Here is a 22,232-nt window from a genome sequence, read left to right on the forward strand (position 1 = left end):
GAACATGGCGTAATTATTGGGAATGCTGGCTTTTATAGCGCTGCATCATGGCGATGAATTTATCAAACAAATAATCCGCTTCATGCGGCCCTGGGCTGGCTTCCGGGTGACCCTGAAAACAGAAGGCCGGTTTATCGGTTAACTCAAATCCCTGCAGACTGCCGTCAAAGAGCGAAACATGGGTGATCCGCGCGGTTGCGGGCAACGTATCGATATCGACGGCGAAACCGTGATTCTGGCTGGTAATAATTACCTTGCCATTGGCTACATCCTGCACCGGATGGTTGGCGCCGTGATGGCCGAATTTCATTTTAATCGTGCGCGCGCCGGTAGCTAACCCAAGCAATTGATGGCCCAGGCAGATGCCGAACAGCGGGATATTCTTTTCCAGCAAGGTTTGCGTGGCGGAGATGGCGTAATCGCACGGTTCCGGGTCACCGGGACCATTGGACAGAAAGATACCGTCAGGGTGTGTTTTCAGAATTTCCTCAGCCGGGGTTTGCGCCGGGAATACCGTCACTTTACAGCCGCGCTGCGCCAGTTTGCGCAAAATCGTGCGTTTGATACCGAAATCGAAAGCGGCAACGTGAAATCTGGGATTGTCCTGAGTCCGGAAACCGGATTCGAGCGACCATTCACCTTCTGTCCATGTATACGGCTGGCGGCAACTCACCACTTTGGCGAGATCCATCCCGGCCAGTCCGGGGAATGCCCGGGCAGCTTGCAATGCTTTTTCCTCGTCGATATTGCCCGCCATGATGCAGCCGGCTTGCGCGCCTTTTTCGCGCAAAATTCGCGTCAATTTACGCGTGTCGATTTCGGCGATGGCAACGACATTCTGCTCTTGGAGAAACTCCGGTAATGTGCGGGTTTTACGAAAACTGCTGGCCATGAGCGGCAAATCACGGATCACTAAACCGGCGGCGTACACTTTATTGATGTTACCGGATTCAAAATCTTCAGGATTGGTGCCGGTGTTGCCAATATGCGGATAAGTCAGGGTAATGATTTGCTGGCAATACGACGGATCGGTCAAGATTTCCTGATAACCGGTCATTGCTGTATTGAACGCCACTTCCCCGGTATTGATGCCTTCAATGCCAATAGACACGCCACGAAAAATTGTTCCATCGGCAAGTGCGAGGATGGCGTGCGGTCGTTGTGACACAAAAAACTCCTTGGAAACTGACAAGATCTGGAAAATGGACCGGAGTTATTCATTGAAATACCCCAGCTATTGAAGACCGAATTATACGTGAAAAAGGTTTGTTTTTGTATGTGCATGGTTTTGCATGCGACAAAGTTGTCCATGCGTTCCCGATAATCGAGTGGACGGATTGTGCACTCGATGCAGTAAGGGAGAAAGTAAGCCCCGGTTTCCTTGCGTTTGTTTGCATTGATCATCAATGCAATAATCGTCACAGGAATCTTTTAAAGTAATGCTGGTGCAAGTTTTGTTTTTAAAACGATAATAGGGCAAAATTTGCTGATTTTTTTAACCGGGATTCGCAGTGCGGCAATTCATTGCGATCAAAACGAAGTAAGTTTTGTGTGCTATCACCGAATCAATATTATAAGAATGAATAATCATGCATGTCTTCAAGTCTAAAATCGATAACTGGGTACTGATTTGTTTGTTGCTATCCGTCTCCGCCTGCCTGCTGGGCGCATCCGTTCCGCTGATGATCGGCGGAATAACCAATTATGTGTTTGCGGCGATCATACTGATTGCGGGCGCTGGCTTCCCGGTTTGGATCTATGTTTCGACCCGGTACATCGTCAGCGGTGATGATCTCAAAATCATCAGCGGTCCGTTTACATGGAATATTCCCATTCAGTCGATCATATCCCTACAGGAAACCCAGATCGCGGCGACAAGCCCGGCTTTGTCGTTCGATCGCCTGGAAATTACTTACGGAGAGGATAAAGTCATTATCGTCTCGCCGGTCGATAAAGAAAAATTCATCCAGAAATTGGGTAAGGAAAAATTAATCGGTAGTGCTCAGCGGGACGGAACAAAAGCCGCAGCTAAGGATGCCAGAAAAAAGCTAAGAAAAACAAAATAAACCGGAACAATCCATAGGTCATGATGGCGAGCAGACAGGACTCAATGGCAGAGTGCTGCCATGCGATGCTTGCCGGGATCATGTCTATCCATCATCACTTGCAAAATCCTAATTTAGATGGTTATCTTCGCATATTGATTTATCATTGAGGTAACCATGGGTAATGCCAAGCAAACCAAGTCTCAGCTATTGGAAGAACTGCAACAGTTGCATTCCGAATTGGCTGCCGTCGAGTTGATGACCGAAAAACGTACCCATGAGCTTTATGTCAGTGAGGAGCGGTTTTCGTTGGCGATGCGCGGTGCAAACGATGGACTGTGGGATTGGAATCTGGAAACGGATGAAGTGTATTACTCGCCGCGCTGGAAAAGCATGCTGGGTTATGCGGAGAATGAGCTGGCGAATCAAATCAGCACCTGGGAGAACCTGGTTCATCCCGATGACAAAATCGTCGTGCTGGAGAGAGTGCAGGATTACTTCGATGGCCGCAAGGATTCGTTTGAAGTCGAAATGCGCATGCGCCATAAAGATGGCCACGAAGTTTTTGTGCTATCGCGCGCATTTCTGGTCACGCGCGCGTCGGACAGTAAGCCGTTACGTCTCATTGGCACGCATGTCGATATCACCGAACGCAAAAAAGCCGAAACCTTTGACAATCAATACGCCGAAATACTGGAGATGATTGCGATAGGGTGTCCCGCGCCGGATATTTACAATGCTATTGCGCTCATGTACGAAGCCCGCCACCCCGGCATGCGCTGCTCGATGCTCGAATTGAACGGTAATAAACTGCTGCACGGTGGCGCGCCCAGTTTGCCGCAAGCTTATTGTGAAGCCGTGCACGGCCTGGAAAACGGGCCCAGTGTCGGTTCCTGCGGGACATCCACTTTTACCGGGCAGCGGGTGCTGGTGGAAAACATCGAAACCGATCCGAAGTGGGCGGAAATCAAACACTATGCGTTACCGCACGGCATGCGGTGTTGCTGGTCCGAGCCGATCAAAAGCTCCAGCGGAAAAGTTTTGGGCGCATTCGGCATGTACTACAATCACCCCGCACTGCCGGACGAGAAAGAGTTAAAAGATCTGATATCCGCTGCCCGGCTGACGGGGATCGTCATGGAACGGGATCAGGCGCAAAAGCGCATCCGCGCGCTGGCGTATACCGACGAGCTGACCGGACTCGCCAGCCGCGCCTCGTTCATGCAACACATGGAAGAAATCACCAAATCATCCAGCCGGCACGGCCGCCGCTTCGGGTTGCTGTACATTGATCTGGATAACTTCAAATACATTAACGATAGTCTGGGACATGACGCCGGTGATTTGTTGCTCAAAACCATTGCAGCGCGATTGATCAATACCTGCCGCGACATTGACTTCATTGCCCGGCTGGGCGGCGATGAGTTCTGTGTCCTCATTGAAGAAGTCGAAGCGGATTATGCCGCCAATGTGGCGAAACGCTGTCTTGAAGCCATATCTCAACCGATCGGGATTTATTCCAGAAAAATCGCTCCGGCTTGCAGTATTGGCATCGCCTATTACCCCGATGACGGCGAAAATCTTTCCGCTTTATTGAAGGCGGGCGATATCTCGCTGTATACCGCCAAGGAGAATGGAAAAAATCAGTATGCATTTTATAAAGCCGAGCTGACTCACAAGGCCGAGTATCGTTTTCAAATCGAGCAAAACCTGCGGGAAGCCATCGAAAAACAGCAACTGTCCTTGGTGTATCAACCGCAAATCAATATCAAGAGCGGGGAAATTTTTGGTGTTGAAGCGTTATCGCGATGGCATCACCCGCAATTAGGGCAAGTCCCGCCCAATGATTTTATCGTCATCGCCGAAAGAATCGGCATGATCAAACCGCTCACCGAATGGGTGCTACGCACCGCGTGCAGCCAACTGGTGGCCTGGAAGCAAGAAGGTTTCCGCACGCTACGCATGGCCGTCAATATTTCCCCCAGTCTTTTTCTGGACAAAGGATTTGTGTTGCTGGTTAAACGTATCATCGATGAAGTTGGCATCGCGCCAGCCGAATTGGAACTCGAAGTCACGGAAGGCATCGTGCAAACGGATCCGCGCAATCTGACCATTTTTCAAGACTTGAAAGACCTGGGCGTGTTACTGTCCATCGACGATTTCGGCACCGGTTATTCCTCTTTTGCCTCGCTTAAACACCTGAAAGCGGATTACCTGAAAATCGACAAATATTTTGTTGACGACATGCTGACCGACAAGAAAACACTGACTCTGGTCAGCTCCATGATAGAAATGGGACAAAAACTCGGCTACGGTATCATTGCCGAAGGCGTGGAAACGCCAGAGCAACTGAATATTCTCAAGAACCTTGGCTGTGAAATGGTGCAAGGCTATCTGTTCAGTAAACCGGCCGCTGCCGCCAGTATTTCAGAATTTCTGAACAGTCAAACGCATAAAGCGATTCTTATTCAAGGCCGGTTGGGTGAGACTGTGTAGCTGATGATGCTGTGCGGGTGGAGCTGCTGCTGTCAATTCTTGTAAACTGTAAAGTAAGGCCTGATGTTTTTGGTATCCTCATCTTCTTATTCGACCAATGAATCAACGCTTCCCTAATCGACATTGCTTAATTGGCGTTCTATTGTTGTGGTGTTGGGCATCGTTTGCCGCAGCGAATGAAAAAATTGTTCATGTCATCGATTTTTCCGGCAATGTGAATGGCAGTGCCGTTTCCTGGCTGGAGGAACGAGGATTCGAGCTTCAGCTGGATGCAAAAAAACTGAACCCCAGATTTGAAAATGATGCCCTGGTGATCAGCGCGGACGGCGAGATGGCCGGGTTGTTTGGTTTGCAGCTGAAGCAACAGCACTTTATTCACAATGTTAAGCGGGTGGAAATCGTTTGGGGCGTGAACAAGTATCCCCAGGGTGCGAACTGGAATGCGGGAGTTAACAGTGTGCCCATCGCCGTGATGTTGTCATTTGGAACCGAAAAGCATTCAAGCGGTTTGCCGTTGGGCATCTACGCGGCACCCTATTTTTTGAGCGCCTTTATCGGCAAAGCTGAAGAACTGGGCCGCATGTATCTGGGCAAGCTATGGAAAAAGGGCGGACGATATTTTTGCGTGGCTTCCGGCAATCCGCCGGGCACAGTCATTACTACCGATTTTGAGGTTGATGAAAAATTCCGTACCACTTTCAAGCACCCTAAAACACCGCCGATCACAGGGATTGCTTTTCAGGCCAATACCAACAATACCCAAGGCGGCGCCGAGGCGTTTATCAAGAAGATTACTTTTTTATCTCGTTAAGCAGCAGGCATTTCGTCTGCCGGACATGAAGCGTAGCCTCCGTTATTCAGGTTCACTCAAGATCTGGTCCTGCTGGGAAAATGCCTCGTAAATCCGGCTTTAAGCCGCTGGCGTATTGCTCTCGATCGACAATTTTGGCATCGGTTATTCGTCGTTTGTCTCGCTGAAACACCTTGAAGCCGACTACCTGAGAATCGACCGGTATTTATTGACGACATACAGGCTAACCCGAAAACCTGTACCTTGGTCAGCTTGATGATAGAAATCGGACGGAAACTGGGCTACGGCTCGTGGCCGAAGGCGTCGAAACTCCCGCGCAATTGAATATTCTCAGAAACCTGAACTGTGAAATCGTGCAAGGTTACCTGTTCAGCAAATCGGCCGCCGCCGATAGCATCTCAGAATTGTTGAACAGTCAGACGCAAAAAGAAATTTTCGAGCGGTGCCGGTTGGATGAGGTGATGTGAATGGCAAAAGAAAGGATTTAAGCAGACAAAGCTGATGAGGGTGTAAATAATTTTGTGTAAATGGTCATATTGCAGGAAACTGCTTATATATTTTTGGAGTAAAAATGACCACACCCAAACCCCTGCCGGCCGGCTTAATTGATAGCCTGCTGGCCGATTACAAAAAGCCAGAAGATTTAATCGGTGAGCATGGTCTTCTCAAGCAACTCACCAAAGCGTTGGTTGAACGTGCCTTGCAAGCAGAAATGGCCGATCATCTTGGTCACGATAAGCACGAAACGGTAGTCAATGCCACTGGCAATACCAGAAATGGTAAAAGCCGTAAGACCCTGAAAGGTGAATTCGGTGAGTTACCCATCGAGATCCCCCGTGACCGTGAGGGCAGCTTCGAGCCTCTGATCATTTCCAAGCATCAGACCCGCTGGGCGGGCTTTGATGACAAGATCCTCTCGCTGTATGCCCGTGGCATGACAGTGCGTGAAATCCAACAGCACCTCACTGAAATGTATGGCGCCGAAGTATCGCCTACGCTCATTTCTACGGTCACTGATGGCGTAATGGATGAAGTGAAGCAGTGGCAATCCCGGCCTCTCGATGCGGTGTATCCTGTGATCTATCTCGATTGTATCCATACCAAAGTTCGTGACGCTGGTAGCGTTCGTACCAAAGCGATTTACCTGGCGATCGGCATTAACATGGAGGGCCATAAAGAAATACTGGGCTTATGGATTGCTCAGACCGAGGGTGCCAAGTTCTGGCTCAGCGTTGTCACTGAACTCAAAAATCGTGGCGTGCAAGATATCTTTATCGCCTGTGTCGATGGCTTAAAGGGCTTTCCCGAAGCGATTGAAACCGTCTATCCACATGCCATTGTACAACTCTGTATCGTGCACATGGTTCGTAACAGTCTCAACTACGTCAGCTGGAATAAACGCAAGGAAGTAGCTGCTGATCTACGTTTGGTCTATAGCGCCGCCACGATTGATGAGGCTGAGCACGCGTTAGCCGGCTTTGAAGATAAATGGAACAATGCTTATCCACCGATCGCCCGATCTTGGCGCAATAACTGGCAACGCATCATTCCATTCTTCGACTACCCGCCTGAGATACGGCGCATTATTTACACCACCAATGCGATTGAGTCAGTCAATATGAGCCTACGCAAAGTCAGCAAAAACCGTGGATCGTTTCCCAACGATGAAGCCGTGATCAAATTGTTTTATTTGGCTCTCAGCAATATCGCCAAAAAATGGTCTATGCCACTAAGAGATTGGAAACCGGCACTAAACAGGTTTACTATTCAATTTAACGAAAGAATGCCTCGGCATTATTAACCACCGTTTACACAAAATCTAGGACACCCCCCCTTGTAGGAAGAGGTTTCAAGTGACGATGCATCCTTTCCCTTAATAGATTGGATAATACCCTGCATTAATTCGTTAGTGGCATGATCTAAACTTTCTTGGGTAAAGATTTTTAGAAAAGCAGCCAATCCTTCTTCCGTTTTGCACATTTGATCAATCGCTGCATAAGATTCAGAATTATCATTGTCATTTAATTGTGTGAAGCGATGTAAGATTAAATGAAGATAGATTTCTTGAAACAAATTGTTTTCCCGAATGGATTTTCTTACTTGATCGGACCAATTTTTAGTCGTATGATTTTCTTGGTTTTTCTCAGCGATAAATAGCACTATTACAGAAATAGACAATGGTGAATTATTTACAATGTCTTGAAAGCATTGTTCATAATTCGGCTGCTTTAATCGCAGTAGGCATATCATTAAATCGGTGATGCCACGTGCAAGTTCTTTGGTTAGCAGGGAGTCGCTAGTTAGTTTTTGTGAAATTTTCGTTAGTTTATTAATACATCCTCTGATATCCGGTTTCTCACACGACCGTGCGTAATTGCTCAACCAATTCAACAGAAACAGTTTTCCCTCGTCGTCTTCACGATTCAATTCTTTTTCTAGCTCTTCCGGTTCCATCAGAAATTTATGGATATCTGTAGCTTCAGGAACTTCTTCAATTGAAGTTAATGAAAGTAAGCGAGCTAACCGATCCGGGTCAGCTATTCTTAATTGATCTTCAAATTCGAAATCGTAACCGTCTTTAGAATTTTTTTCAAAAAGAAACAAACAGGTTTTGTTTGCGATTTGAAGATCATGTTCACCATCTTTTGGTAGATGTTTTAACCAAGTCTGTTCTGCTTCATCTTCTCTTGATCCAAGGGATACGCCCCAATAAAATGCATCTTGCTCACTGATTAGATCACCTCGAAAGAAATGCCCAGTGAAATCAGCCGAATGTTCAAGAACAGCTTTCCGAATTGCAGGAAAACGTTGAGTAAGTGCTTCAAACGCGATAACGTCAGCAGCATTGACTTCACCTTGCGTAGCGGGTAGGCTCAGATAAAGCCTGTTTGTGATTCTGATGACATCGCGGGGATGACGTGATAGCTGAATCATCAAGACGATTGCTTCTTCATAACGATCTTTCTCGTATGTTCGCAGCGTGATATTTAATTGCTTTAAAAGCTCTTGTATTTTTCCGTCAGCAAATCGCTTGAGTTGCCGCCTTGATAGCGGTGGGAGCGGATAAGCAACTTGTACAATTTTTTCTAAATAGAAAAGACCGGATTTTTCATTTTCAGCAAGAGCCCGGGCAATAATGTTTGGATCATAGGCCAGCAGGTAGGTGATTTGAGGAAAATCGGCCACAGCTTTGATTGCCTGAATCATGATCCGTACTTCTTCAGCAGGAAGACGATCAAGGTCGTCGACAATAACAATAATTGAATGTTCTGATTTTTGTAATGCTTCAATAACTTCGTTCTTTTTCTGAGCTAAATCCAGATTGGGTAATAGTTTTCTTATGCCGTCAAGTGCTCCTTGTGCAGCTTTGATGGCATCTTCAGCTGTGAGACCAATCCAAGAAAATCCTGGAATATATTTCAGTGATATTAGTAAGCTGGCGTAGTTGAGCAATTTCTGACTAATGTCGATTCCATTTTGACCTTCATTGGTGTTCTTGTTAATCGAAGCTGCAATCTGCCCAATCAGAGCTTCAACCAAGGCGCTGGTAGCGCTAACCATCCAAGGATTGAAATCGATAACGATCGTTCTTTCGTTTTCTCTGAGATTCTTTGCAATGAATCCAATTAACGTGCTTTTACCCGAGCCCCATTCTCCTTCTATACCAACAACCAATCCAGGACTGCTGTTTGGCAGAACAAGAGAGTGTGCTAATCGTTCTGCAAAATGTTCACGTCCAAATGCATCATTCGCAGCTGGTAGATCATGAAGAAAGCTGGGGTTTGTTGTCATGACCTGTGTCATTTTTTGAATACATGCTTTGCGGGATCACGGTAGTAAATTGAAATCACGTTATCCCAATCTCAATCAACACCTCATTCGGATTGACCGATTCGCCTTTGATCACGTGCACAGCTTTGACGGTGCCGCTGATCGGGGCGGTGATTTCGGTTTCCATTTTCATCGCTTCGGTGATCAGTACCGGTTGTCCGGCGGTGACTTTCTGGTCGATTTTGACGAGCACGTCGAGGATGTTGCACGGCATGCTGACGACGACATCGCCTTCGTTTGAGGGACTGCGGCGTTTGCTGGCGATGGCGCTTTTGACGGCGCCTTGGGTGCCGCCGTCGAGCACGATTTCATCGAGGGTTTCGACGACGATTTCTTCCGGCATGCCGTCGACCATGAAATAGAAATGCCGCAGCGACTGATTTTTCGGGCTGGTGCCGGTGACTTTGACGTGGTACGACTCGCCGTGCAGCGCGACGTTGAATTCGGTCGGCGCTTTTTGCACACCGTTGACGGCTGTTGTTGCCATCTCTAACGGCTCGGGTACCAGGTTGCCGGTTGAGCGTAGTTCCAGAAACTGTTTGCCGACTTCCGGAAACATGGCGTAACTCAGCACGTCTTCGTCGTTCGATGCCAGATGGCCGATTTCCTGGCGCAGGTGGTCGAATTCCGGTTTCAGCAGATCGGCGGGGCGGCAGTCGATGATGTCTTCCTTGCCGATGGCGCGTTTTTGCAGTTTGGCATCGATCGGCGCCGGTGCTTTGCCGTAGCCGCCTTGCAGATAACGCTTCACTTCGTTGGTGATGGTGTCGTAGCGCTTGCCGGTCAGCACGTTGAGCACCGCTTGGGTACCGACGATTTGCGACGTTGGCGTGACCAGCGGCGGATAACCCAAATCTTTGCGCACGCGCGGAATTTCCGCGTAAACCTCGCTGATGCGATCCAGCGCGTTGCGTTCCTGCAATTGATTGGCCAGATTCGAGATCATGCCGCCGGGCACCTGAAACACATGCACCCGGGTGTCGACGCCGGTGAATTCGCTCTCGAAACGGTGGTATTTTTTGCGGATTTGCGCGAAATAATCGTTCACTTCTTGCAGTTTTTGCAGATTCAGGCCGGTGTCGTGATCCGTGCCTTGCAAGGCCATGACCAGGCTTTCGGTTGGCGGATGACTGGTGCCGCCCGACCACGACGATAAGGCGGTGTCGATATGGCGGCAACCGGCCTCGATCGCTTTCAGCTGGCACATTTCCGCCAAGCCGGAAGTGGCGTGCGAATGCAGATGAATCGGCAGATCGGTGGTATTTTGCAGCGCCTTGACCAATTCGCTGGTCGCATACGGGGTTAACAGGCCGGCCATATCCTTGATCGCGATCGAATCGCAACCCAAAGCAGCCAAGTCTTTGGCCAGTGTGACGAAACTTTTGACGTCGTGCACCGGACTGGTGGTGTAGCAGATCGTGCCTTGCGCGTGTTTGCCGGATTCCTTGGCGGCTTCGATGGCGGTTTTGAGATTACGCACGTCGTTGAGCGCGTCGAAAATGCGGAACACATCCATACCGTTGGCCGCAGCGCGTTTGACGAACGCGCGCACCACATCGTCGGAATAATGCCGGTAACCGAGCAGATTCTGTCCGCGCAGCAGCATTTGCAACGGTGTGTTCGGCAGCGCGGCTTTCAGTTTGCTCAAGCGTTCCCACGGGTCTTCTTTCAGAAACCGCAAACAGGCATCGAATGTCGCGCCGCCCCAGCATTCCAGCGACCAGTAGCCGATGCTGTCGAGCATTGAACAAGCCGGCAGCATGTCTTCGGTGCGCATCCGCGTGGCGATCAGGGATTGGTGCGCATCGCGGAGAATGACGTCGGTAATGTGAACTTTTTGCATAGCGTATCCTTGATTGACCAGTGAATCCCTACAGACCCGTGTGCGAAGCGACGACCGCGGCAATCACGCTGGCCAGCACTTCCGGGCGGGGTTTATCTGAATATTGAACGAGGTTCGGGTTTTGTTCGACGAAACCGGTATTGAATTGACCCGTGCGGAATTGCGGATGTTTCAGAATCTTCAAATAATACGGAATCGTGGTTTTGATGCCGAACAATCCCATGTCGCGTAACGTGCGCTCGCCGCGCTTGATCACATCTTCCCAAGTCAGCGCGCTGACGATGACCTTTGCGACCATGGAATCGTAAAAGGGCGGGATTTCGTAACCGGTATAAATCGCCGTATCGGTGCGCACGCCCGGGCCGCCCGGCGCATAATAGCGGGAAATACGGCCAAAACTGGGCAGGAAGTTATTTTTCGGATCTTCGGCGTTGATGCGGAACTGGATCGCATAGCCGCGCCGGACAATTTCTTCTTGCTTGAAGCGCAACGGAAAGCCCGCCGCCACCCGGATTTGTTCTTCGACGATGTCGACGCCGGTGATCGTTTCGGTGATGGTGTGCTCGACCTGCACACGGGTATTCATTTCCATGAAATAAAACCGCCCGCTGTCGTCCAGCAGAAACTCCACCGTGCCCGCGTTGGTGTAACCGACCGATTTCGCGGCAATCACGGCCAGACCGCCGATATATTGGCGCTGTGCTTCGTCCAATTGCGGCGACGGCGCGATTTCAATGAGCTTTTGATTGCGGCGCTGAATCGAACAATCGCGCTCGTAAAGATGGATGACATTGCCGTGATGATCGGCCAGTACTTGCACTTCGATATGTTTCGGATTGACGATGCATTTTTCCAGAAACACATCGGCGCTGCCAAATGCTTTGGTCGCTTCGGAAATCACCCGCACATAATTGCGTTTTAATTCCTCGGCATTATCACAGCGCCGGATACCGCGCCCGCCACCGCCGGATGTCGCTTTCAGCATGACCGGATAACCGATTTGTCCAGCAACTTTGAGTGCTTCGTCGACCGAGTGCAAATTACCGTCCGATCCCGGTGTCACCGGAATACCGGCCGCGATCATCGCCTTGCGCGCCTCGGTTTTATCGCCCATGCGATGAATCACGTCTGGCTCGGGACCGATGAAAATCAGTCCACGCTCTTTACAGGCGCGCGCGAATTGCGCATTTTCGGATAGAAAACCATAACCCGGATGTATCGCATCGCAACCGGTCGCTAGCGCCAGATCGACCAACGCATGAATGTTCAGATAACACGACATCGGCTCGCTGCCGATGCAATACGACTCATCCGCTTTCTTGACATGCAGCGCGAAACGATCCGCTTCCGAATAAATCGCCACCGAGCGGATGCCCATCTCGGCACACGCCCGAATGATGCGCACCGCAATCTCGCCGCGATTGGCAATGAAGATTTTACGTAACATCATTTTTGGGGCCGCTTTGAAAAACATAATGGCGGTATTCTACCTGATCGATTCCGGTTAGGGCGTTTGAAAGGAAACTTGAGAAACTGCTGTGCTGATCGTCTTCTAGTAATTGCTCGTTTTTGTTTTCCGGGTTTCCTTGGGTTGACGTCTATTTTTAAAAAGGAATCATCGCATCCAGCGAGAATAAAAACTGATCCTTTTTGCCGTCGAACGGGTGGAAAGCCGTATTGATGCCATCTACCCGGTCGTAGCGGATATTCTTGCGGATATTGAGATTGCGCACCGGCTTCCAGCCTTTATTCCAGTGCATCGCCGGTTTCCAGTTCATACCCAGGGTAACGGCGTAATAATCCGCAGGCGCGCTGGCGAAAGGAATATTCCCGGCATAGCTGACGCCCTTATTGTTCATTGCCGACAGAATACGATAAGGGGAAAACACCCGCCAGCCATTGCGGTCGTGAAACCGTTCGGCGCGAATGCCGATCGACAGGTTTTTTTGCAGATCGTAAGTCAGGTGGGTATTAATGCTATACCAAGCAGCGTTGCTGATTCCTCCGGGCAGGCTGATATCGGCCGCCCAGCCATGCGTATGCTGTAATACGCCGTGCATCCTGGGAGTGAGCCAATGTTGCAGCACCACGCTGTACATCATCCATGGTTGATTCACCGCCGTTTGGCCATAGGTGCCGCCCAACGCCATACTGGTTCTTTTATCGTCGCTATTCCATGTTAGATTGGCCAATCCGCCCCAGTTGTCGAGCTGTTTGTCAAAGCCGCCGTCCCATCCGCCAGTGGCGCTGCCGGTGGTCGCCGCGCCCTGGATGGTCCAGTTTTTATCAATGTTATAAGTGCCTAGAAAACCGGTGTGCGTGAACGGCTCGCCGCTGTTCAGGATATATGCGCGGGTGTAAAAAAAATTGTCAGGCGCGGGAACGCTTTCATAACCCAGCGGCGTATAAAAATGTCCCGCCTTGATGTTCAGGCCGTTGCCGACCGGTACGTGCGTTTCCAAATAAGCTTGCGGCAGCGCGATGCCATAGGTGCGCGTCGACTTGCAGCAGAGATTCAAATCCCAGTTGCCTCGCTCCGATGGTTCGCCGGTATTTTCGTCGAACGCGGAAATACCGAAGGCCTGAGTGTAAATGGCATCGGTTCCGAACAGGAAATCGAAGCGCCCGCCAAGACTCCAATTGGAAGCATCCGTTTCGACGCTGCGTTCGATAAAGAGATTTAGCTGATTCAATTGAAACCGGTTGGCGCGATCGGCGAAGGTAACCGCGCCGTTGAAACCATCCGACGGATTATTAGCATTGTAGGTTGCGCCGCCATTGATCCAGCCGCCAATTTGCAAGCCGCTGCGTTTATAGAGTTCCGGTAAGCTGTTGGCATGAGCTTGGTCAAGCGTGATGATTGCCGATAAAACTATTCCGAGTACTGTGCTGATCGTGTTCATGTAGTAATTCATATTGTTGTTCCTGATGTTTAGTCAAAACAACTCAAAGTTGGCATGCTGCGCGAAACGATTCGCTTCGGAATAAAACGTAGCCGGACGGATCGATTATTCAATCAATCCGGACAAGTTTATGCTGCATTTTCAATTGGAGTTGTTTAGGAAAGCCGTTATTGTGTTTGAAATGTAGAGCTCACAACCGATCCCGAAAAATATTTCAATTATCGATATTGCCGGACTTCTCAATTATTCTTCAGCTGATCAATCACCACTTGGCGGATATCATAATTATCTCCTGGATTAACAATGACAAAATCTGGGCTGCCCGGTTTCAGATAATCCAAACCGCGATCTTTGCCGGAAGCGAGAAAGTCGTTGATCGCGAGTTTGTAAATTTTTTTGGTATCCAGTGGTTTGCCGTTAATTTTCCAGGCGCCGTTGACCTGTTGCGTGTTCGCGGATTGCAGAAAGCCGCCTGCACCGGCATTTGCTATCCCTTGATTCAGCGCCTTTAACAGCAAACTGCCTTTGATCGCGGCCAGTTGCACTTTGCCGCCGAACGGCAGTACCCGTATAACATCATAGACGGTGATTTGACCTGCGGGCAGCACATCGTCGATGCGGATCGAACCGCTGTTGTAGAGCGAGAGTTCGGCTTCCGGGTAGGGGCGCAGCAGGCTTTGGGCGATCAGTTCGGTCAGGTTGGTTTTGCGGGTGCGCACATTCGATTCGAGCCCGTCCAATGCTTCCGTGGTGGTCGTGACCACCGCTTCGGGTTCAAATCCTTGCTGCCGGAAGGCATCGAAAGCGATGTTCATCCATTTGTCGACCACGGTTTTGACGGCGGGATCTTCGGCCAGAGTGCCGTTGATCGGCACAAACGTGGGTTTGACTTCGGTTTTGCCGGTTTGCGGATCGAAATAAAGATCGACTACGTACACCGAGCGTACATTGGCGTCGCCTTTCAGCAAGGGAGTGAAATTGCCGCGCCAGTTTTGATAGTTGACATGTTCATGCCCGCCCAGCAGTAGGCCGATTTGCGGAAATTTTTGCAGCAGTTCGATGTCGTCATCAATGGCTTGATGCGTCAGGGCGATCATGAAATCGGTTTGCCCATTGAGTTGTTTGATTTGCTCGGCGGTGGCTGCGATGGGGTCGGAGTAGCGCACGTAGCCGGGGTTGTTTGCGGCCAGTGTTAAGCCAAACATACCGATTCTGAAGGTTTTTCCGCTTTTTTTATCCGCAATGGGAATCACCAGATTCTGTTTGACGCCGGCATAAGGCTGACCATCAGCGGCAAAAACATTGCTCGATACCCAGGTGAATTTCGCTTCTTTCATGCGCTGGTTGAATTGACTTTCTTTGACATCGAATTCATGGTTGCCGAAGGTGGCATAGTCGAGTGCAAAGTGATTCAGCACATCGACCATCTGCCGTCCGGCCAGCCGGTCGCCTTCATACTGGGCGGTGCCGATTGCGGATGGGCTGAACAGATCGCCGCCGAGTGTGGTGATGGTATTGGGGTTGCGCGCCAGCAATTGCTTGCGCAAGGTGGCGACCCGTGCAATGCCGCCTTCCTTGCCGCCGCTGACCGGGGTGATTTCGTAAATATCGTTAAAGTGCAGAATGGTCACGTGAATGCGGTCATCACCGGCGGGTGCGGTGGGCGCTGTGGCGCAGGCAGTCAGTGCGAAAACAAAAACGATCGAAAGTAAAACGGCGAATGGATTTTTCATGATAACGCCCTGTATTTTGATGGTGGTTGTATTTAAGGTGCCGCTCAATGCCAATGTATGGCCCATAGCGGGAAACCCGTTGTTGCCAATTTGCTTTCCCGTCCGGGCTCTTGGGTTGCTGACAAACGGTTTCAAGCCGGTGCAGTGAGAAAGCTAATGCGATTCCTTAAGGTTATACCGTAAAGTTGCTGTTTGTATCAAATATGTTTCTGAGATGTGCGAGTATTGCTATGATCAGCAAAGGATTGTGAATATAATCGGGAACTGCCAATAAGAAAAATACAATCCGCCAAGATTGAGCGTTAGCGTCAAGCACGGGCCTCGAGAAGAAATAATCCAAAGTCAGGTAATGTAAGGAGCAGGAGTTTACGGGTATTAGTAATGCACATTGTCCTTAACAATGCTGATTAAACAAATTCAAATGAAAGGGGATTTATCGTGAAACAATATTTCATTTCGTCAGAAAAACGATCTTTATTTTCTTATGTAGCTTCGATGCTTTCCATCGGCATACTATCCGCCTGCACCCTTATCCCGGGAAACGAACCTGATGATCGCCACGCGGTTACTGTTGAGAAAGATCATCTTGGCGATAGCTATACAAAGGTGCAATACCTTGATCAGGGTTGGAATTCTGTCGACAGTTTGTGGTTTTACTACACTACACAGGGATCAAACTTGATGCCCTATGATTTCTTTCTGGCGTTGGAGAAGCCGGGACAGTCCCAGCTTTTCCGTTCCGATGAGAATATGAATTTTTACCGGTATTTACCTCAGAAGGCTTCATCGGCAAACCCGGATGCATTGCCGGTCGGTTGGGTTAAAGATAAGTACAAAGGCAAGGAATATGTCGGTTTAACTTGCGCGGCTTGCCACACCGGGCAGATAAACTATAACGGTGTGGGTATCCGCATTGATGGTGGTCCGGCTAGCGCGGATATGGAAAACATCATGATCGATCTGGCAAAAGCCTTGAAACATACGCGCGAAGATGCGGAAGCCAAACAGCGGTTTGTCAAAAATGTATTGGCCAGGGGGAATTACAAGTCGGAAGCTGATGTGCTCGCTGATTTAAGTAAATATGAACAGCGCATATACAGTTATACCTATATCAATGCCAGTCAAACTTCTTATGGCTATGCACGGCTGGATGCCTTCGGACGCATATACAACCGTGTGCTTGAACACACCATTAACGCAAGAGAGCTGAGAGAGATACTGAGCGACCGGAAGATAATGGATGATAAAGTGATGACGAAGGAGCAAATCGATGAAATCCTGGCAAAAATTGATAATGTGATTACGGGAGAGCAGCGTGATCATTTGATGGAACGTCTGAGTAAGTATCTGACATTTGAGCAAATAGCGCTGTTGAATAATGAGATTTTCAATCGGCCTGATGCGCCCGTTAGCTATCCTTTCTTGTGGGATATTGCGCAACACGATTTTGTGCAATGGAATGGGATCGCTGACAATGCCGGGCTGGGGCCGATTGGCCGGAATACCGGTGAAGTGATTGGCGTATTTGGCACGCTTGACTGGAAAGAAGAGAAAGGGACGTCATTGACATCGATTCTCTTCCAAGGTTCTGGCAATACGCGCGTCAAATTTGATTCTTCCGTTGATGTGCAAAACTTGCACAGAATTGAATCGCACTTGAAGAAATTGAATTCTCCGGTATGGCCGCAAGAAATTCTAGGAAAAATCAATGAGGAGCAAGCTGCAAAAGGCAAACTATTATTCGATGAATATTGTGCGGCCTGCCATGCCAGAATTGATCGTGACGATCCAAACCGGCGCGTCGTTGCTCATATGACGAAAGTCAGCGCGATAGGAACGGATTCCACGATGGCAGAGAATAGCTTCAAATATCAGGGGTATTCCGGCATTTTGCGCAACCAGTATGTAGGATTGGAAGTGGGTAATATTTTGCTGGATAAGGAAGCGCCCGTTGCAGCCTTGCTGACTCAAGCAACAAAAAATGTAGTGGCTACTCCTGATCCTGATAAGTGGTTTTTCCAACGTTGGACGGATTGGGCAGCCAATCTTGTAACAGCCTATGCGGAAAATGAGATTAAATCCTCAATCAAAAATGGTAACTATGACCCGGATACTACAGTCAATCCATTGGCCTCACTCAATGCCTACAAGGGACGGCCTTTGAATGGAATCTGGGCAACCGCGCCGTATTTGCACAATGGTTCTGTTCCATCATTGTATGATTTGTTATTACCCAAAAAGCGTGAAGGTGATCCGGAAGATGGGGAATACCGTCCTGATCAATTTGAAGTGGGTTCACGCGAATTTGATCCGGTCAAAGTGGGATTAAAAAGTAGCGGGTATAAAAGCTTCACTTTTGATACCAGTTTTCCTGGCAATAGTAACGCCGGACACGAATATGCATCCGGTAAAACAGCGCAACCGAATGGTGTAACTTTAAGACCGCTGAACAAGGATGAAAAACTCGACGTGCTGGAATATCTTAAAACTCTGTAATCTGGAATCATTCTTAACCTGCGATTCCCCGTGGTCTTGCTGCGGGGATGCTTATTGAACAAGGAGTATTGAAATGAGTACAAGCTATCTTGAACGGTATGATGCGACTCCCGATGCGGAAAAATTTCCATTGGTGCGCCGCTGGATGGATACGGAACCTTTACCTTTTTTTAAGGAATTGCGCACTAAGCGTCCAATCCTGGTGACGCCGGATTGCACCTTGGTGACCCGGTTTGACGATGTCAGGGAAATACTGCTGATGTACAAAGTATTTACCGTCAAGCCGTACGTTCCCAAAATGGACAATTACCTAATGGCGCACGATGACGATGCACTGCATACCCGTGAGAAATCGCTGATGCAATTTATGTTGAATCGTGATGATTTGCCCAGAGTGCGCAATATGGTTGCGGATATCGCCGGTGGCATTCTCAGTAACGCCAGTGGGCAGATCGAAGTTGTGAATAAATTTTGCCGGATGGTTCCCGCGACATTGGTGCAAAAGTATTTTGGACTGACGGGCGCTAACAGGGAAGACTTGATCGAATGGTCTTACTGGAATCAATACGATACGTTCCATAATCAGCCATTCGATTTACTGCCTCCGGAACTGTCAAAACGCATTATCGATCGTCATAATGAAACTTCCAAAAAACTGGGAGACTACATCACGATGCTGATTGCGAAGCGGTTACTGGCGGTGAAACTGGAGAAATTGACGTTTTCAACAATCGTCCGATTGGATGATGATATCGTCACCCGGATGCTACGCACCAGTTTTGCTAAAGAACTGGATTTTGATATCAAACGGCTGGGTGTGAATGCCGGCGGCTTGTTGATCGGTGCGATCGAGACCACTGCGCAAGCTGTAGCGCAAGTGCTGCAATATTTGTTCCAGCATTCGCAATGGCTGGCGGCGGCAAAAGCGGCTGCACAGAAGGAAGATACAACCGAGTTCGACGGTATCGTATGGGAAGCATTGCGTTTTGTTCCGATCACATCGTATTTATTCCGCACTACGGTGAGCGATTATGCGGCGGCGAAAGGAACAGACCACGAAACAGTTTTGCGTGCCGGTACTTATGTTCTGCCGGTGACGTTATCCGCGACGTTCGATGAACGGGCATTTGAGTCGCCGGACGAATTTATCCCGCAACGTAACTGGTATAACTATTTCCACTTTGGATTCGGCAACCATGAATGCCTGGGGCGTTACGTGGGTATGGTGATGATTCCTGAAATGGTCCGGCAAGTATTGCTGAAGAAAGATGTGGAACCGAAAGGTGATATAGACTACAAATCCGGACCGTTCCCCGAAGCATACGACCTTTCCTGGGCAACAGCGTAGAACAGGGTAGGTTGCTGGTTTTGTGGCGGCCGTTAAAGTGTGCGGAGCAGGCGGATAACTTGGCTAAGGCGCCCGGCCGGTGTTTTCTCTGTACTGTGTGTAAGTAATTTCTTCTTGTGTGATAAAAAGACAGTGCTCTACAGCCTCAGTTGCTTGTGATTTTCAACCATAGAGCACTGTCCACCCTCTAGCAAACTTTAGTAATTCGATTTTTCTTCAGTCGATCTGGCTTTTCCGCCACCTTCCTGATCGCCCGATGGTATTTGATGGAAAGGCTGAATGGTTTTACCGTAAGCATCCGGATCAGGTGATTCCGGCGCTGTTGGCTTTCCACCGCAGGCAACTAGAACTAAAACCGCCGATACTGCTAAAAATTGTGTAATTCTCATATAGAACCTTCTGAATGTTATTTGTTAATTGATTTTGTATGACGCTGATTCGCAGAATACCGTTTACAGTTACGCGAAATATTGATCTTGATCAAATTAAATTCACCTTGACATCAAACACCTGCAGGCAATCCGAATCTAAACAATAACTCATGCTGGAAATGTAATCAGTGGCGCAGATCGGAATACGCTTTTATCAATCGTTGAATGATTTTCTTGCACCCGGGCAGGGCGATACGGAGATTATTCACAACTTTGAGCGGAAAGCTTCGATTAAGGACATGATCGAATCGTTCAATGTGCCGCACCCGGAAGTTGAACGAATTTCGGTGAATGGTATTGCAGTAGATTTTAACTATACTGTGCGGGATGGCGATCATATCGAGGTTTTTCCGCAGAGTGAGGATTTTAACGGTATACCGGCACAGCGACTGAGGGCGGAGTTATTGCACCCACCCCTGTTCGTGGTCGATAGCAATCTTGGAAGATTGGCGCGCTATTTGAGGTTGCTTGGATTCGACTGCCTTTATCGTAATGATTACGACGATGGCGCGGTGGTAAGAATAGCCAGTGAGCAACGGCGCGTCGTGCTTACCAGGGATCGTTCGTTATTAAAACGCAGGATCATTACGCACGGGTATTTTGTGCGTGCGGATAGACCGAAAATTCAAACCCGGGAAGTTCTGAAAAGATTTGCGTTGTATTCCCTGATCAGACCGTTAACGCGTTGTACCCAGTGCAATGGAATATTGACAGAAACCGGCAAGAAACCTATTGAACATCGTTTGGAGCCGTTGACAAAGCGGTATTACGATAAATTTCTGATCTGCCCGGAATGCGATCGGATCTACTGGCAGGGGAGTCACACTATGCGCATCAAACAGCTGCTTAACGAATTCGTTAACGAGAAAGCGTAATCAACACCTTAAATCGAGGCTGATATTCATCACATTTTGTTCAGATTTTTATTCAGTATGCATTCAGATTTACCTCGTTATGATGGTGTCAAATAGCAGGTGAGGTGGGTTGATGACTGAGGAAGCCTGAGGTGTTGTTTAGAGATTTGATTAACGGATAAAAGTTGTAGTGAATTCTGATTGAGGTTGATATGAATAAATATAAATTAGCGTGCTTGGCTATCGCCCTCTGCGGAATATTTTCAGTGAATCCAGCAAGCGCTGAGGGAGATGGCGGCGGGTTCGATGGCGGTGATTTCGGCGGTGACTATGGTGGCGATTTTGGTAGTGACTACGGTGGTGATTATGGCGGTGATTTCGATTCGGGTGGATATTCGGATTACTCCGATCAGGGTGGTTTTGACCAAAACGATGCTTTCGACCAGAACGATGAGTTTAACCAGCCGGAAGATTTTGGGTCGGCCGATGATGCGTTCCAGGGAAATGATTTAGAGCAAACCGATGCAGTGAGTCAACCAGATGACTTTACTACGGAAAATACGCCGGATAACAGCACTGATACGGCATCCGGTAGTGATGGTCCTGCGGATGAACCCTTGAAAAAAGAGCTAACGGATCAATCTGTTGATGCTGCTTCCGATCCAAGCCAAGGTGCTCAAGCGGACGCTCAGGGCCAACACAATGATTCGAGTCCGAATGCGGAAGCTACCGATCCAACTCAATCTGCAGGAACAACGGATTCTGCTGGATCTGCCGAAACTGCTTCTAATGCGGGTGACCAATCCGCCCAGAATGGCAGTACTGCCGTTCAAGACGGTTCCTCCACGCAAAATGTGAATATTCAGAATAATACGAATGTAAATCAAAATACTACAGGGAATGATTATGACCATCATCACGGGGGAGGGCATCATCATCACGATAACTTTGGTTTGGGATTCGGCTTAGGTCTGGGAGTGGGATTAGGATTCGGGTTTGGACCATTTGGTTATTACAGTCCGTTTGTTCCCTTTGGTTATTATGGCTTCGGCGGGCCATTCAGCAGCTTTGGTTTTTACGGCGGACGGGGTATTGGCGTTGGATTCTATAATAGCTATGCCGGTTTTGGCCCTTACCGTTATTTTGAACCGTATTATCCCTTGGGCGGATATCTGGCTGGCTCGCCGGTGTTTTCGTCACCCATGGCATTCGCTCCGGCCAGAGCACCTACCTATGTTCAACGTAATGAAGTTTCCGGACCCGCGCCTGTGCAGCAAAGAAACTATTGGTATTACTGCCGCAAGCCCGAAGGATACTATCCCTATGTGAAGCAATGCTCAGGCCAATGGATCAAAGTTCCTCCACAACCTTCCTGAGTTTTTGACTCCGCAAGCGCTCTGATCAAGAGTAAGCGGGCTTACGCATCATTAAGGCGATACCT

General features: G+C 48.8%; 18 protein-coding genes. 11 read left to right on the plus strand and 7 right to left on the minus strand.

Annotated features, from left to right (window positions below; all coding sequences use genetic code 11):
- Positions 1–13: 13 nt before the first annotated feature.
- Positions 14–1,168 carry a glutamine-hydrolyzing carbamoyl-phosphate synthase small subunit gene (gene carA / locus R2103_RS02365; protein ID WP_317529955.1) on the minus strand — a complete coding sequence of 385 codons (1,155 nt, stop codon included), beginning with the start codon at positions 1,166–1,168 and terminating at the stop codon, positions 14–16.
- Positions 1,169–1,589: 421 nt separating this feature from the next.
- Between carA and R2103_RS02370 the strand changes: the two genes are divergently transcribed.
- The 6 genes from R2103_RS02370 (at position 1,590) to R2103_RS02390 (ending at position 7,153) form a co-directional block, all read left to right on the plus strand.
- Positions 1,590–2,066 (plus strand): PH domain-containing protein, encoded by a 477-nt coding sequence (locus tag R2103_RS02370; RefSeq protein ID WP_317529956.1) that lies wholly within the window; start codon positions 1,590–1,592, stop codon positions 2,064–2,066.
- 156 nt (positions 2,067–2,222) lie between these two features.
- The gene (locus tag R2103_RS02375) at positions 2,223–4,541 is read left to right on the plus strand and encodes an EAL domain-containing protein (RefSeq protein WP_317529957.1); all 2,319 of its coding nucleotides are present in this window, start codon (positions 2,223–2,225) and stop codon (positions 4,539–4,541) included.
- Positions 4,542–4,686: 145 nt separating this feature from the next.
- Positions 4,687–5,352, plus strand: coding sequence for a hypothetical protein (locus tag R2103_RS02380; RefSeq protein WP_317529958.1), 666 nt, complete (start codon positions 4,687–4,689; stop codon positions 5,350–5,352).
- Between the two features lie 115 nt (positions 5,353–5,467).
- Complete coding sequence (locus R2103_RS14330) at positions 5,468–5,608, plus strand: hypothetical protein (protein WP_411172581.1); 141 nt, start codon at positions 5,468–5,470, stop codon at positions 5,606–5,608.
- Positions 5,589–5,819, plus strand: a complete 231-nt coding sequence (locus R2103_RS02385; protein ID WP_317532043.1) for an EAL domain-containing protein — start codon at positions 5,589–5,591, stop codon at positions 5,817–5,819. Before R2103_RS14330 ends, R2103_RS02385 begins: the two co-directional genes overlap by 20 nt.
- 104 nt (positions 5,820–5,923) lie before the next feature.
- The gene (locus tag R2103_RS02390; RefSeq protein ID WP_317529959.1) at positions 5,924–7,153 is read left to right on the plus strand and encodes an IS256 family transposase; all 1,230 of its coding nucleotides are present in this window, start codon (positions 5,924–5,926) and stop codon (positions 7,151–7,153) included.
- Here the strand turns inward: R2103_RS02390 and R2103_RS02395 are convergent.
- The 5 genes from R2103_RS02395 to R2103_RS02415 form a co-directional block, all read right to left on the minus strand.
- Positions 7,150–9,144: a KAP family NTPase gene (locus tag R2103_RS02395; protein ID WP_317529960.1), complete on the minus strand. Its 1,995-nt coding sequence runs from the start codon at positions 9,142–9,144 to the stop codon at positions 7,150–7,152. The two genes, R2103_RS02390 and R2103_RS02395, sit on opposite strands and share 4 nt — an antisense overlap.
- 55 nt (positions 9,145–9,199) lie before the next feature.
- Entirely contained in the window at positions 9,200–11,026 is a 1,827-nt protein-coding gene (gene oadA, locus R2103_RS02400; protein WP_317529961.1) for a sodium-extruding oxaloacetate decarboxylase subunit alpha, read from the minus strand.
- A gap of 28 nt (positions 11,027–11,054) precedes the next feature.
- A complete protein-coding gene (locus R2103_RS02405; protein ID WP_317532044.1) occupies positions 11,055–12,473 on the minus strand; it encodes an acetyl-CoA carboxylase biotin carboxylase subunit in 1,419 nt (472 codons plus the stop codon).
- 157 nt (positions 12,474–12,630) lie between these two features.
- On the minus strand, positions 12,631–13,941 hold the full coding sequence (locus R2103_RS02410; protein ID WP_317529962.1) for a porin: 1,311 nt from the start codon (positions 13,939–13,941) through the stop codon (positions 12,631–12,633).
- A gap of 227 nt (positions 13,942–14,168) precedes the next feature.
- The gene (locus tag R2103_RS02415) at positions 14,169–15,662 is read right to left on the minus strand and encodes a bifunctional metallophosphatase/5'-nucleotidase (RefSeq protein WP_317529963.1); all 1,494 of its coding nucleotides are present in this window, start codon (positions 15,660–15,662) and stop codon (positions 14,169–14,171) included.
- Here R2103_RS02415 and R2103_RS02420 point away from each other — a divergent pair.
- The 3 genes from R2103_RS02420 (at position 15,661) to R2103_RS02430 (ending at position 19,506) form a co-directional block, all read left to right on the plus strand.
- Positions 15,661–15,810, plus strand: a complete 150-nt coding sequence (locus R2103_RS02420) for a hypothetical protein (protein WP_317529964.1) — start codon at positions 15,661–15,663, stop codon at positions 15,808–15,810. The two genes, R2103_RS02415 and R2103_RS02420, sit on opposite strands and share 2 nt — an antisense overlap.
- Positions 15,811–16,100: 290 nt before the next feature.
- Entirely contained in the window at positions 16,101–18,158 is a 2,058-nt protein-coding gene (locus R2103_RS02425; protein ID WP_317529965.1) for a di-heme-cytochrome C peroxidase, read from the plus strand.
- A 73-nt stretch (positions 18,159–18,231) separates the two neighbouring features.
- Positions 18,232–19,506 carry a cytochrome P450 gene (locus tag R2103_RS02430; RefSeq protein WP_317529966.1) on the plus strand — a complete coding sequence of 425 codons (1,275 nt, stop codon included), beginning with the start codon at positions 18,232–18,234 and terminating at the stop codon, positions 19,504–19,506.
- 197 nt (positions 19,507–19,703) lie between these two features.
- Here R2103_RS02430 and R2103_RS02435 read toward each other — a convergent pair whose 3' ends face one another.
- A complete protein-coding gene (locus R2103_RS02435; RefSeq protein ID WP_132424773.1) occupies positions 19,704–19,895 on the minus strand; it encodes a hypothetical protein in 192 nt (63 codons plus the stop codon).
- 170 nt (positions 19,896–20,065) lie between these two features.
- Here R2103_RS02435 and R2103_RS02440 point away from each other — a divergent pair, with 170 nt between their 5' ends.
- Positions 20,066–20,812, plus strand: a complete 747-nt coding sequence (locus tag R2103_RS02440) for a Mut7-C RNAse domain-containing protein (protein ID WP_317529967.1) — start codon at positions 20,066–20,068, stop codon at positions 20,810–20,812.
- A gap of 191 nt (positions 20,813–21,003) precedes the next feature.
- Positions 21,004–22,167 (plus strand): hypothetical protein, encoded by a 1,164-nt coding sequence (locus R2103_RS02445; RefSeq protein WP_317529968.1) that lies wholly within the window; start codon positions 21,004–21,006, stop codon positions 22,165–22,167.
- The last annotated feature ends 65 nt before the right edge of the window (positions 22,168–22,232 follow it).

The sequence above is a fragment of the Nitrosomonas sp. Is24 genome (genome assembly GCF_033063335.1).
GTDB lineage: Bacteria > Pseudomonadota > Gammaproteobacteria > Burkholderiales > Nitrosomonadaceae > Nitrosomonas.

Bases quoted from the DNA above. Each gene is read 5' to 3' on its own strand.
- R2103_RS02370 (WP_317529956.1), top strand. From the start codon at position 1,590: ATGCATGTCTTCAAGTCTAAAATCGATAACTGGGTACTGATTTGTTTG.
- R2103_RS02375 (WP_317529957.1), top strand. From the start codon at position 2,223: ATGGGTAATGCCAAGCAAACCAAGTCTCAGCTATTGGAAGAACTGCAA.
- R2103_RS02390 (WP_317529959.1), top strand. From the start codon at position 5,924: ATGACCACACCCAAACCCCTGCCGGCCGGCTTAATTGATAGCCTGCTG.
- R2103_RS02395 (WP_317529960.1), bottom strand. From the start codon at position 9,144: ATGACAACAAACCCCAGCTTTCTTCATGATCTACCAGCTGCGAATGAT.
- oadA (WP_317529961.1), bottom strand. From the start codon at position 11,026: ATGCAAAAAGTTCACATTACCGACGTCATTCTCCGCGATGCGCACCAA.
- R2103_RS02405 (WP_317532044.1), bottom strand. From the start codon at position 12,473: ATGTTACGTAAAATCTTCATTGCCAATCGCGGCGAGATTGCGGTGCGC.
- R2103_RS02410 (WP_317529962.1), bottom strand. From the start codon at position 13,941: ATGAATTACTACATGAACACGATCAGCACAGTACTCGGAATAGTTTTA.
- R2103_RS02420 (WP_317529964.1), top strand. From the start codon at position 15,661: ATGATAACGCCCTGTATTTTGATGGTGGTTGTATTTAAGGTGCCGCTC.
- R2103_RS02415 (WP_317529963.1), bottom strand. From the start codon at position 15,662: ATGAAAAATCCATTCGCCGTTTTACTTTCGATCGTTTTTGTTTTCGCA.
- R2103_RS02430 (WP_317529966.1), top strand. From the start codon at position 18,232: ATGAGTACAAGCTATCTTGAACGGTATGATGCGACTCCCGATGCGGAA.
- R2103_RS02435 (WP_132424773.1), bottom strand. From the start codon at position 19,895: ATGAGAATTACACAATTTTTAGCAGTATCGGCGGTTTTAGTTCTAGTT.
- R2103_RS02445 (WP_317529968.1), top strand. From the start codon at position 21,004: ATGAATAAATATAAATTAGCGTGCTTGGCTATCGCCCTCTGCGGAATA.